Annotated in this window: 10 protein-coding genes; all 10 read right to left on the reverse strand. The window is 36.7% G+C overall.

The features are described 5' to 3' along the window. Positions 1-4 precede the first annotated feature (4 nt). The 10 genes from B8967_RS16255 to B8967_RS16295 all read right to left on the reverse strand — a co-directional run bounded on the left by B8967_RS16255 (position 5) and on the right by B8967_RS16295 (position 12,559). The gene (locus tag B8967_RS16255) at positions 5-1,354 is read right to left on the reverse strand and encodes an SWIM zinc finger family protein (RefSeq protein WP_084086763.1); all 1,350 of its coding nucleotides are present in this window, start codon (positions 1,352-1,354) and stop codon (positions 5-7) included. A gap of 4 nt (positions 1,355-1,358) precedes the next feature. Continuing rightward, on the reverse strand, positions 1,359-4,058 hold the full coding sequence (locus B8967_RS16260) for a DUF6493 family protein (protein WP_084086764.1): 2,700 nt from the start codon (positions 4,056-4,058) through the stop codon (positions 1,359-1,361). Then, positions 4,039-6,570 carry a DUF6493 family protein gene (locus B8967_RS16265; RefSeq protein ID WP_084086765.1) on the reverse strand — a complete coding sequence of 844 codons (2,532 nt, stop codon included), beginning with the start codon at positions 6,568-6,570 and terminating at the stop codon, positions 4,039-4,041. The genes B8967_RS16260 and B8967_RS16265 overlap by 20 nt, the downstream gene beginning before the upstream one ends. A gap of 316 nt (positions 6,571-6,886) precedes the next feature. Next, positions 6,887-8,311, reverse strand: coding sequence for a helix-turn-helix domain-containing protein (locus B8967_RS16270; RefSeq protein WP_228406225.1), 1,425 nt, complete (start codon positions 8,309-8,311; stop codon positions 6,887-6,889). 116 nt (positions 8,312-8,427) lie between these two features. Further along, on the reverse strand, positions 8,428-8,859 hold the full coding sequence (locus tag B8967_RS22680; protein ID WP_228406227.1) for an AAA family ATPase: 432 nt from the start codon (positions 8,857-8,859) through the stop codon (positions 8,428-8,430). A gap of 119 nt (positions 8,860-8,978) precedes the next feature. After that, positions 8,979-9,530 (reverse strand): 3'-5' exonuclease, encoded by a 552-nt coding sequence (locus tag B8967_RS16275; protein ID WP_047489426.1) that lies wholly within the window; start codon positions 9,528-9,530, stop codon positions 8,979-8,981. Positions 9,531-9,659: 129 nt separating this feature from the next. Beyond that, positions 9,660-10,223 carry a metallophosphoesterase family protein gene (locus tag B8967_RS16280; protein ID WP_084086766.1) on the reverse strand — a complete coding sequence of 188 codons (564 nt, stop codon included), beginning with the start codon at positions 10,221-10,223 and terminating at the stop codon, positions 9,660-9,662. Positions 10,224-10,428: 205 nt separating this feature from the next. Continuing rightward, positions 10,429-11,442, reverse strand: coding sequence for an RNA ligase, Rnl2 family (locus B8967_RS16285; RefSeq protein WP_052188620.1), 1,014 nt, complete (start codon positions 11,440-11,442; stop codon positions 10,429-10,431). A gap of 5 nt (positions 11,443-11,447) precedes the next feature. Next, positions 11,448-12,011 (reverse strand): DinB family protein, encoded by a 564-nt coding sequence (locus B8967_RS16290; protein ID WP_084086767.1) that lies wholly within the window; start codon positions 12,009-12,011, stop codon positions 11,448-11,450. A 62-nt stretch (positions 12,012-12,073) separates the two neighbouring features. Further along, positions 12,074-12,559: a ribonuclease H-like YkuK family protein gene (locus B8967_RS16295; protein WP_047489429.1), complete on the reverse strand. Its 486-nt coding sequence runs from the start codon at positions 12,557-12,559 to the stop codon at positions 12,074-12,076. Between the last annotated feature and the right edge of the window lie 96 nt (positions 12,560-12,655).

Here is a 12,655-nt window from a genome sequence, read left to right on the forward strand (position 1 = left end):
AACCTTAATCGGCCTTATTCACAATCTTTTTCACTGCCAGAACATGTTTACAGGGACCTCTCTCCCCCTGGTATTTACTGAACCATTCGCAGGTACAGCGTTCTTTTTTATCTTCAATAATTACCGTATGATGAACACCTGTTCCTTCTACTCTGGCCTCAGTTCTTTCTTGAGTATGATGTAAGATTTCAACCTTTCCGTCTTCAATTAATTTTTCAGCATTTTTCAGACGGGGATTTAACCCTACAATACGACTCAGTTTAAAAGGCAGTTTCCGGTAGAAAAATCCATTATCATCCAAATCATAGCCCAGCATTCCCATTGCTGCCAGCCTACCTGTAAGATCAGCAACCTTTTTCAGGCTGACATTTTCTTCCAATGCCAGAACTGTTGTGTTAAAAGATTGATTGGCATAAGCATATTTATCCAATGCATCTATCCACTCATCAGCAACATCATTAATTAAATTGTCTAATACAGCACCTTCTCCGGAAAATCCACGCCAGCTTTCTCTTGATAAAGAAAAACTGAATTTTATATTCCCCATATAAAGCTGCCATGTAGTAGACTGCATATTGGGATGGGCAAAGACCTTCATATGATCTATATAAGGAAGAAGAGGTTCCAGCAGACGAAGCCTGTGAATACCTCCCACACAAACTGCATCCATAGATTTCACAGGAGAAAACATGGGTTTATTTCCTCTTACAATAAGGTAATAGTCTGATTTCACTACTCCTTTCGGCATTCCTCTGAACAGCTGTTGTGTCTGAATTTTATTGAATGTATGCAGCCTTTCTGATTGGGATAAATAAACCTGAACCGTTCCCAATCCATTGATCCATTTTAAAGGCAGAGGAACTTTCCTCTCCACTACTTTTGTTTCTTCTTTATACAGGCCCACTTCTTTTTCGCCTACCGAAAGTACAATACTCTCGTTGGGACGAATGCTTCCTAAAGCATTAATCATAGGTTGATTAAAATCTACATTTGTAGTACCACTTTCCAGAAATTCTCCATCCAATCCATCAGGCAGAACATCTATACGTGCATACACTCCTGCACAGTGCGAAAATCCTTCAAAACGTAATCTTTCATTCCCTGCAGTCACAATAGGATCTTTAAGCAAGGCCATTTGAAATGGAGAAAGATTAAAGCTGGACTTTACAATATTTGAAAGACTAATCAGGCATCGGGCCAGGATAAATGGCTGTCTCACATTGCCCCAGAAAAAACAGGGGACATCAGTATTCTTCTGAATCTCGCTATATTTTGCAAGAAACAGTTCTTCCAGCGCTCCCTTTTTTACCAAAGATGATGATCTGGAATAGTTGTAAATAAGCGTATCTTCCATAAATTTATTTTTTAAGAAGAAGATTGCAGATTTTTTTCAGGCTTGAGTTTTCTTTCCAGTCGTTTAATTTTTGTTGTACATCTCCATTAGCTTCCGACTGGTTTAAAGCTAAGACTTCGTGATAAACCTCCAGTAATTTTTTCAAATTAGTGACAGGTTCTTCCATTTGAAGTAATATATTTGATATTAATTCTTCCAGTGCATGATTATGATTTTTACTGACATTAAGCATATGATGCTGCATAAGATCAGTTAGCCTTTTAACAGGCGCCCATTCCAGTTTTTCATGCAAGCCGATCACTTTTCCTAACCGTGCATTGTTGATCATTTGATGGGAAACATGTTCCAACCATATTTCGGCAGCAATCCCCCTGATTGTTTTATCGCCATCCAGGAAAATAGTTCCCAAAAAGAGATATCCCATTTCATCCAAAGGCTTTTTAATCTGATAAAGGGCCTTGGCAGTATTCAGAACCAGATTTCTTTCATATACTTCTGCCAATCCCGAATAGAACAGACATATTTTAATCACTCTGGCAAGAATATTGGCCTGGGCATTGGGGAAACTCCACATAAAAGCAGGAATTTCAGAAAAATCCTTTTGCTCCGCAATAAAATACTCCATAAGCAGCTGATCCTTTCTCTTTTCAAAACGGTATTTTGGAATGCTTATGTTCAGCTCAACAGGGTAATATGAATTCTTATTACTGTCTATTGTCTTCCATTCATAAATTCCGGAAAAAAACTCCTGAGGGATATTTTCATAGCCAAAATCTTTAAACTCATCAAAAGCAACGTTCTGAGATCGTGTGATTCCAGCGGTCACCCACCAGGCAGGATGTTCAAATTTTCCTTTAGGGCTTTTATGTTTTCCAAACAGGAACAACAGGAGATCTTTATATTCTCCTTTCAGATTTTTCTCAGCCAGTGACACTGCTTCAGAAACATGGTCTAATGCACATCGTTGTAAAGCTAGCTGCACATCCAGCGGATTGGGCTCAATATTTTTATTTTGGTAGGTTTCAAATCTTTCTACCAGCTTCACCGGAGAAATCCAGCAAGGAGCATGGGTTATGGTAGACAGCAATGGGGTCTTATCACCTGATTGGATTTTATGATAAGCATCCATGGCAATTTCCTTGAATACGTTCATAGCAAGACCTCCTACACCAACCCCTTCTATTGGGCCTATTTTTTTATAATAACTTGAATAGGATTCTCTTGACGCCTCATTTTCACGCGTCTTAGCATATATTTTCTCCAGGTTTTTCAATTCTAATGGGAATTTCTTCAATAAGCTTAATCCATAATTAATAACCAGGTTGCAGAGGATCACATTAAAATAGGGAACCTCCCATTTCGCAATTGTTTTACAGGCTTTCAGAAATACAGGTTCTATTAATATTACAGATTCTGTATTCACTTCATCACCAAAACGGATGAGCCCGGCCAATGCAATATCATAATAATAGCTTTCCGGATTTTCTATTGCCAACGGAAGAAGGAACATTAAATCTTCAAAGCTTTTAGGTTCTTCAACCCTGTTTTCTTTGGTAATTAATGCTAATTTCTCAGTCGTAATATCCTCCAGCTCTTGTTGCTGTGTATCTTCAATATACTTTGCCAAAACAGGACGTATATTAGTCAGTATATTATCTGAATAATGAGAAAGGGCTTCTTTTATATTTTCAGAAACAGGAATATATTTTATAATAATCTTTGATGCTTTGGACTGTATTCCGTCATCCTTACTTACAAATGCTGTGCTTAAAGCTATTCCCAACATTTCTGGGTTAACTCTTCTTCTCTGAAAAATTTTTTCCGTAAGGATAAGGCTGGAGGCCACTACGGTTTTGACTTCAGAACTTAATAAATTAGGCAGATAATGGGAAAATTCATCTATTTTAAATTCAGGATTCTGAATTATTTTTTTCAAATGTATCAATATGGTATTGATTGCTTTGGATTGGGCAGACGTTAGTCCTGCCAATAATTCATTCTGAAGCTCCACAAGCTCCTCATCTGTTGGTTTTAATGCAGTAAATACATCCATAAACCAACCGGTAACATTTTTATTAAAGTTTCTATTGGAAGCCAGCAGGCATTCTCTCAAAAATCTTTTTCTGTCAATTTTCTTTTCTGCAACCAGCTTTTGAATGATAGGAAACCATTCTTTATGGAATGGTAATGATTTAGAAGGATATTCACACAAATACCAGAAATGGGTTTTCAATGTGTCAGGGTGTTTATCCAGGTTCTTCGGATAATTGCACAGATGATACCCCAACAGCTCAGGTTTAGGGTGTATATATCCTTTCTCAGCCCATTCCAAAACGTTCTGATAATTAAATGTTGTAGATTCTGCCTCTACAGATTCATTGATAAAGTCTGAAAACCAGTCCGGGCATCCCCACTCCAGTATTTTCTCAGTCTGCTCTATATTCCGGAAAAGACTCCAGTAGTTTTTTCCAAAATTTTTCTGATCCATACAGGCAAGTGATGCAATATCTACAATAGAATGCTGATCTACAGAACCGGCAGTATGGTAGGAGTTTTTAGTCATGACGATCTTATTGATCTCCCTGTCCATTTTTTTTATCGTCGGTACGAGTGCTTTTCTTTCGTCAACAGAAAGTTGTTTCAAAAAAGGTACGATCTCATGTATTTTTCCCTCATTAAGGATCTCATAAAGTCTTTCTTTCATGTGTTTTAATTTGATGAATAATTTTTTTCAGGTTATTTTCTCTTTCCCAATCCTGGAGCTTATCAGCAATAGCTTCGTCTGCTTCGGATTGGTTCAGGTTTAGTAGTTCATAATAAAGCTCAAGGATTTTTTTCAGATTAAAAACAGGTTTTTCAATGGCTGTAAGGGTGGAGGTCAGCAGTTTCTCAAAAAGCTGATTATGTCTGGAACTCAAATTGATACATCCAGCCAGTCCGTCTGTCAGTCTTTTAACCGGAGCCAATTCAAAATTGATATTTTCACCGATTAACATTCCTAGTTCCCGGGCATCAAAATCCTTTGAAAACGCCCTATTTATCAGTACTTCAAAAGCCATACCAGAGAATGTTCTATCTTTATTCAGCAAGCCGGCAGATAGAAATACATAATGTATAGGCTGAAAAGGTAAATTCAGCTTCATCCATGCATCAAGGAATTTTATATTTCCTTTAATATCATACTGATAAACAGCATTGGATAAAGTCTCATTATATTTTTTTGCGAAAACAGAGCCTGAAAAATAAGGAGCTGTATATAGAATACAAGTCAGGTCATCATGATAAACGCCATGATAAGAATTGAATAAATAATCTAAAAGAGTTGAATCTTCCGGAATTTCTTTCCGGTTTTCAATACTTACCAATAATTGAGGAATTTCCTCCGTATTATTCCATTTATAGACTTTTCTGCTGCTTAGTTTCCAATCAAAATTACCTTCAAGATAGGCATTCTCATACCTGTCTGTAAAGTAATCCGGGTTGAAAACAGGTTTCAGAAAATTAAAATATTCTGCATTTAGCAGTTCTTTTGCATATTGTTCAGCTTGTTTCAGGTTTTCTTTTTTCACCCGAAGGACAGCCATTTGGAGGTCGAAAGCTATAGGCTGCTCATGCTGATCCTGGTATATCTTTATTTTGTCAATCAGTATAAAAGCAGAAATCCAGCAGGGGGTATGATCCGGAACTGAAAGAAGCGGAAACTTCTTTCCTTCTTTTAAAGATTCGAAAATATCTAAATAAAACTGTTGATAGGCCTTGAAAATTAAAGGGGTTCTTTTTTCACCCCAATTTTCCAATCGGGGAAATTCTAACCGGGCTTCCAGCAGAATATCAGAAGCTTTCTTTTGCTTCAGCAAGCCATAATTGATAAAAAATGTAGCTAATAAATGGCGTAGCCCCGATGTTCCTTTTAATTTATAGGCTGCTTTAAATGCGGGCTCAAGCTTATTAAAATGATCATCTTCAAGTTCGTGATTAAGCCTCATCAACGTTGCCAGAAACTGATCGATATGATAAGTTTCTTTGTTATTGAACACCCGGGAAGCCAAAAATATAAAATCTTCTATCGTTTCCACAGAAGCTATAGGTTGTGGTTCATACCACAAACCACTTACAAAGTTCTGTCCTTCCTGATGTTCAGGTTTTTCTTCGTCAATCAGAAACTGACCTAATAATGTGTGGGTATCTGAAAGAAAATTCTCTTTATAATACTTGAGTTCTTCTTTTATAATATAAGATTCCGGGTTACCATATTTAGCAATAATTTTGGCTCCTTTCGTCTGTATCGTTTTATCTTTATTTAAAAATACAGGCATCAAAAGAACACCTATCTTTTCTCTGAATTCTTCATTGCTTTTGGCAATCTTTTCCAATGCCAGCAGTACCCCATTTAAAATATTCTTGGTAGAGAGTGTCAACAGAGGTTCTACAGCATCTAAAAATGCTTCTGTTTTAAAATCTTTTTCGGTAATAACAGGATTTAAAATCTTTAGTATTCCGGAGAACAATGACTGTTGTGTAGAATGAAAGACAAGAAACAGCTCTTCCTGTAATCTCAAAATTTCTTTATCTGTAGGCTCAAGATAGGCAAAAAGCTCCAGGTACCAGGCGTTATATTCTTTGGAAAAATTAAATTGAATAGCCTGCAGAGCTGATTTTAGCACCCTGTTCCTGTCAATTTTATTTTGCTCAACAAGATTTTTTAACAGATCCTTCCAGTTTCTATCACCATAACGTTCCGTAACACTGCTTTCATATTCAAATAAAAGCCAGATATGTGACTCCAGGGTAACCGGATAGATAGATAATTCATCTTCTGAAAGTGATGATGTAAGCAGGGATGCACCTATTTCATCATTCACGGTAAGATAACCTTTCTGCTCCCATTCCAGCATTTTTAAATATCCAACTTCTCGTAAAAATGAATAGCTTTCCCCCAGCCATTCGGGAACATAAGATTCCAATAACTCATCAATAAGTGCTACCGGCATAGAATAATATCCCGGACTTACTTTTTCATATTCATTTTTGGTTTTACAGCACGCCAAAGCCGCCAACACAGAAATACTATTGTGCCCCCATTCTTTATTTATAAATTTCTTTAAAAGAGCGGCAATTTCTTTTTTGTCTTTCGGTGTAAGCTTCTTCAGAAAAGGAACAATCTCCTTAATTTTATAGTTTAAATATATGGCTTTAAACCCCTCCTCAATAAGCATAAATTCATTCTTGGCGGCTAAAATAACAAAAAATGCCAGACACGCAGTAAATTATCCCATAAAAGTGATTTTTTTAACAAAATATTAAGTTAATAAAAGCCGTTGTACCACATATTTTACATATTAAACTAAAATCCCCTATTTAAGATATATGTTTACAATGGGCTCAGGAATTCACTTCCCACCTTAGATTAAACCTTGGGTTTGTTTGTTTCATTTCAACCTTATTCTACATTCTAAAAAATGGGTTAAAAGATGATCCTGTTTTTCAGCAGCACTGCGGAAAAGATATCGTTGATTACCTCGAGAAAATGGATTACATTTTAAAAGTTCTTTCCACTTCTGTTAAACCCATTTTTGCCAGATGCCTGTAGACTGTTGCTAGGCTGAGATTTCTTTTTTCGGCAATTTCAAAAGGAGGCATTCCCTCATCAAATAATTGGAATGTAATAAGATGCGTGGGCTTTTTTACAACAAGTATAGAAGTATCCATTTCATTGACTTCATCAAATAAAGCAACATCCAGCAAATAACATGCTTTCAGCCTGTCGATATAGTCTGCAAGGTCAGCAAGGAATATCTTAGTTTCTTCATTATAAGCTTTTAAACCTTTAGTACCTATCGTTTCTGAGTAAAAATCTTTTAAAGGCAGCAAAAAATCTTCAGCCACACTTTTATAAAAAAAGGTTACCGCGCCTTTACATTTATCTTCAATTTCGGACCATTGACTATTTCCTGCTGTAAAGCTTTTGGCCATTTGCTGAATGACCCTTTTAAATCTTTCAGATATTTTAAAAAGTTTTTCACTTTCTGCTTTACAATTCTTTGACAACACTTCCCATCTTTTCTGATCCGGAATGTCTGCTGATAATGCAGTATTTGTCCAGACCATTACTGCATCTTTTAACCATCCTGCATCTATGGTCATCTGAACTTTATGCAGCGTATGATCATATTTTTCCTGTTCAAGGAGCTCCTCCAGAATATCAGTAGCGTCGGTAGCAGTCTGAAAATCTTCAATCCTGAGATCTTTACAGATTGCTTTCTGCGGAATTTCAGATTTCAGAACAATTCCATCCAGTGTACGACAACGGCTTAATGCTACATATACCTGACCACTGGCAAAAGATTTTCCGGCATCAATAATCACACGATCAAATGTCAGTCCCTGACTTTTATGAATGGTAACAGCCCATGCCAGACGAATAGGATACTGTTCAAAACTACCCAGAACTTCTGTTTTGATATTCTTGTCAGCATCAAGGCTGTATTTTTTATGTTCCCAGACCTCCTGCGTCAGCGTTATTTCTTCTTTGGTTTCATGTAATATGGCTTTTACAGTCTCATCATCCAAATAAGAGATTTCTGCAAGTTTACCGTTATAGAATTTTTTAGCTGGTGATGAATCATTCCTTATAAACATAATCTGGGCTCCTTCTTTTAACTCCAGAGTTTCCTCATTCGGATATTGGGATTCTTTAAAATCACCAATCACCGTAGCCTTATACAAGTGGGAATTCTCAGCGAGCTCAGCCAGTTTTTTCTGGTTAATATGATCTGCAATACGATTGTGTGAACACAGGTGGATATAGGATTCATTGTCAGGTTCAAATTCCGGTTTGTACCGCCTATTCAACTGATCAAGCTTTTGACTGCTAATATCTGCATGCCGGACTGCGTTAAGAATATCGAGAAATTCTTCGTCCTGCTGACGGTAAACTTTCATGAGCTCTACGGTCACCAAAGATATTTTCTGTAATGCTTTGGCAGAAAAGAAAAACGGTGTTTCATAGAATTTGGATAAAATTTGGGCCGCATCATCTCTTACTACCGGAGGCAGCTGGTATAAATCCCCTATTAACAGAAGCTGCGTTCTCCAAATGGTAACTGATTTCTTCTGACCCGTCTCAGAGAATGATCCATCATATCCAGAAGATCTGCTCTTAACATGGATACTTCATCAATAACAATCAGTTCGATCTCGCGGAAAAGATCCAGTTTGTCTTTTCTGTATTTGAAATGAGGAAAGAGCTCATTGATATTCATTGCCAGGTTAGGATCAATGTGTTCTGTGGTGGGCACAAACGTTCGTGACGGAATAGCAAACAGCGAATGAATTGTTACGCCACCGGCATTTATTGCAGCAATACCCGTTGGTGCCACAATGATATGCTTTTTACGCGTTTTTTTCACAAAATCGTTGAGGAAGGTCGTCTTCCCTGTTCCTGCTTTGCCTGTCAAAAATACGCTTCTGTTTGTATGTTCGAGTAATTCGACGAGTGCCTCCAATGAATAAAAAGTTTTAATCAAAGTTAAATCATAAAAAGCGATTCGCAATAGTAGCCATAAAAAAACTCCCTTTTTCAAGGGAGTCCATAGGATCATATCGTTTAGCTGACGACTGTATTTTAATAGTTTTTCAGGCACCAGTGCAGAATCTTTGCAATATTCCTGGCATCATCAACTCCCCGGTGATGGGTTCCTTCCAATGTAAGTCCCAACTCACCTAGAGCCCTGTTCATCCCTACACTTTTTCTTATGGTAGGATGAATCTCTCCGAATAAGGTTTTCACATTCATATGGTCATCTCCCATGGGATAATCCAGATAAAATCTCTGTGCCTGATCTTTAAGCATATTCAGGTCGTAGTTTCCATAGCTGGCCCATGTCAATTCTTCAGAATCGTACTCTGCTCTCAGGATGTCAAATGCATCTTCCAGCATGATTCCTTCGTTATCCAGCATGTTCTGGGTAAGGGTTGTAAGTTCCGTACAAAAAGGGCTTACTTTCGAGTATTGCGGCTTCACCAAAATACCTTCATTTTTGGAGATCTTTCCAGTCTTTGCATTCATAATACAAACCCCGATTTCGATGATCTCACTTTCCTGACCTCTGGGCGGGCGGTTGTCCCAGCACGTTGCTTCCAGGTCTACAATTAATATATTTTCTGTTGTTTTCACTTGTTTAAATTTTTTAAAATGTTTTAATTAAAGGGTTAAGAGCTAAGATTCAAGAGGTCGGGAAATTTAAATACCTAACCTTACGTTTAGCTTTTGGGGCAAAAATTCTCCTGCTCTATAACTCACTCATTATTCTCTCGGTCCAAATGGAGGTGTCCATTTTTTCTTTTTCATTATTTCTTTAACTTCCTCATAGGAAACCGGATAGAAATCATGACAGTCTACCCCTACATCAAAGCTCAACGCCATTTCATCATCCGGTAATGTTCCGTGTGAGTGCCCGTATAATTGCCAGATTCCACGATGAGATCCGTTCCAGGTGCGCATGGCGTAATGAAAGAGAATAATTTTCTGTTTTCCATTACCGTTCTCGGGTTCATCAACCTTAAGCTCATGGTAATCCCTTATCGAAGCAAACCGTTTGGGGTAAGTCAATGCTGCCCCTTCATGATTTCCTTTTATTAAATGGATATTACCATTCAGCCTGTCTAAAATTTCTTTAGTAAAATCAGGTTTTCCTAAACTGATATCTCCCAAATGGTACACGGTATCCCCGGGTCCGATTTTCTCATTCCATCTTTTAATCAGTTCTTCATTCATATGTTCCAAAGACTCAAAAGGTCTTTCGGAAAATTTTATAATATTTTCGTGACCAAAATGATGGTCTGCGGTAAAAAATATATTAGGTTTCATTTTTTTAAATTGTTGTTTAACCACCAAAGGACTTCACAATAAACAGTCATCTGATCTTCTTTATTTGCTGTTGAGATTCCTACGGAATGACCAACATAGGTGTTCTTCTCAAACGATTCATCGTGACTAAAAAATAACTAAATGCTTACCTTCTTTTGTGGTTTAGGTTTTATACATAAAAAAGTTCCGGTAAAAAATACCGAAACTAAACTTTAACGGTCATCAATTCTTCTTTGATAAAATCAATGACTAATGCATTCAACTTTTTGTTGATTCTTTTCTGCTCTTCTTTTTCAATGGTTGTGAAAACTGCCGGAAAGTCTTTTTCAAAATCTTCCAAAATATCCTGAGCAAAAAGACCGATAACTTTCCCTATGATTTTAGGTTCAAATTCACCAATCTTGCTCACTACATTATTCAGCCTGTTAACTGTTGCATACCTTTGTATTTCTTCCCAAATATTCTGAGCTGTTTCACTAAAATGGATTTGTTTCTGAACGGTTTTAGCCTGTTTTTTCACCATTTTAGATTTTTCAATCCATTTTTCATTCTTATTTTTTAGAATGACTCTTGCACCGTTTCCAAAATATTTCGTTTTCAAAGTCTTTACAATAGTTCCTTCACACATATTGTTCATTTCCGGTAACCCTAACCAGGTTGGAATTTTAGAATTGAAAACATTAGGGAACCTCAAAGCTTCTTCCAGGCTACCCTGAAACAAGGTCTTAGCATAGAAAAATCCCGTTTCCTCAAAAATTGAATTGATCATTTCTGTATCCAGATAAGTGACTCCGTTTAGCTTGATATCGAAAGCATAAAATTCGTTGTAAGGGGCATACTCAATACCTTTTTGCACTTTTACAGCACCTTTTACCGGTTCTACATCTTTATGTTCGTAGCCACCACCGAACAATTCGCCATAGATCACTATAGTTTCAACATTCGGATCAATAGTTTTCACTTTCTGAAACACTTTAATTACATTTTTTCTGTAACGTTCCAAAATCTGATGGGCATTGAAAAATTTTTCATCTTTTTCAATAAAAGCAGTTCTCTTCGCGATCTTAATTTCCTTTCCGTCGGTAAAGAATGAGAAATTGGCACCGTGAACTTTTTCCTGTACGATGAAAACCTCATCTCCAAAACCCTGCATCCTGATCTGTTCGATCACGCGGGCCTGGTAAGCATTTTCTATAGAGTTATATGTTTTGAAAATCATTTTTTTTAGTTTTTAATAGTTTCTGATTCATTATTCGCCATCTGGGTAAGATGTCTTTGGACGTGAAGTGAGAGAAAATAAATGTATTCATACACATTAATTTTCCCCAACCCATTCACTGTCATTGTAGTTTTACAGAGAAGCCCTTCTCCATTTTTCATTATGTCTAGATAGCTTAAACACTGATGATATTGCTGAGAAATTAAGCTTCTTATTTCAGGTAAACTCAGTTCTCCTTTTGGTTCCATATGTTCAGGTCTGATCCATTCAAACGCTCCATATTCACCTACCCTTACAAAATTTTCTTTATTAAAGCTATATTTTTTAATTTCAGAATTTAAATCCAGATTCAAATTATTTCGCATTGATTTTTTTGAGCCTTTTTCAATGAGAATCAACAAGAAGAAATTTGTAAGGTAAATGTGCTCTAAAATTTGTTGAACAGTCCAACCTCCATTTGAAGGCTGGTAGTTCAACATATTTTCACCTTTGTCGAACCATTTGTCAACTTCCCCAAAACTGAGTTTCAGATGTGTTGTTATCTCTTGAATTAATCTAAAAATATCCATTACATTTTTAAAGATTCTTTTATTTACTTTTTACCATATGAATCAATGATCACAATATCTCCTTATACCATCATATCAGCACAGTTGGAACTTGCGAAAGCAAAAGGCTTTGCTTTGAACACATATCCCATTCCCAGAATATATCCCATCGCATCTTTTAATGCTACATTGGATTTAAAATCAGGATCGGTATTAATATCCGCGTGTACCTCCATTTCTACTCCATAGGTATCCAATACAGAACAAATTGTGTAGGCAATTTCCACAGATTTGTTGACTTCATTCAGCATTCTCTCTTTGATACTGATACTCTGTATTTCTCTTTCTTTTCTAATAAAGGTAAACGCTCCTTTTCCTTCACGAATAAATACTACTGCCGTAGCATAATTGATGGCTTCCCCATATACATGAGAATCTGATCCCACACATACTTTCAGACGGTGTCCGTTTGCCAATTCGCGAATGATGGCTTCTTCTACCAGCTGTGTGATAGAGTGTTGGAAAATCTTTCCGTTCATATTCTGCCATGTTTGTTGTTGCGTTTCCATTTTTTCTACATACGTTTATTGATAATTAATAAATGATTACTGATTGATGAATGGCCAATAGCGGATTTTAAAACTGACCGCAATGCAGATTGACTA

Source organism: Chryseobacterium sp. YR221, from assembly GCF_900176315.1.
GTDB lineage: Bacteria > Bacteroidota > Bacteroidia > Flavobacteriales > Weeksellaceae > Chryseobacterium > Chryseobacterium rhizosphaerae.

What these genes read in the sequence shown, in the direction of transcription:
- B8967_RS16260 (WP_084086764.1), bottom strand. Translation starts at nt 4,058, where the DNA reads ATGAAAGAAAGACTTTATGAGATCCTTAATGAGGGAAAAATACATGAG.
- B8967_RS16295 (WP_047489429.1), bottom strand. Translation starts at nt 12,559, where the DNA reads ATGGAAACGCAACAACAAACATGGCAGAATATGAACGGAAAGATTTTC.
- B8967_RS16280 (WP_084086766.1), bottom strand. Translation starts at nt 10,223, where the DNA reads ATGAAACCTAATATATTTTTTACCGCAGACCATCATTTTGGTCACGAA.
- B8967_RS16265 (WP_084086765.1), bottom strand. Translation starts at nt 6,570, where the DNA reads ATGCTTATTGAGGAGGGGTTTAAAGCCATATATTTAAACTATAAAATT.
- B8967_RS16285 (WP_052188620.1), bottom strand. Translation starts at nt 11,442, where the DNA reads ATGATTTTCAAAACATATAACTCTATAGAAAATGCTTACCAGGCCCGC.
- B8967_RS16255 (WP_084086763.1), bottom strand. Translation starts at nt 1,354, where the DNA reads ATGGAAGATACGCTTATTTACAACTATTCCAGATCATCATCTTTGGTA.
- B8967_RS16290 (WP_084086767.1), bottom strand. Translation starts at nt 12,011, where the DNA reads ATGGATATTTTTAGATTAATTCAAGAGATAACAACACATCTGAAACTC.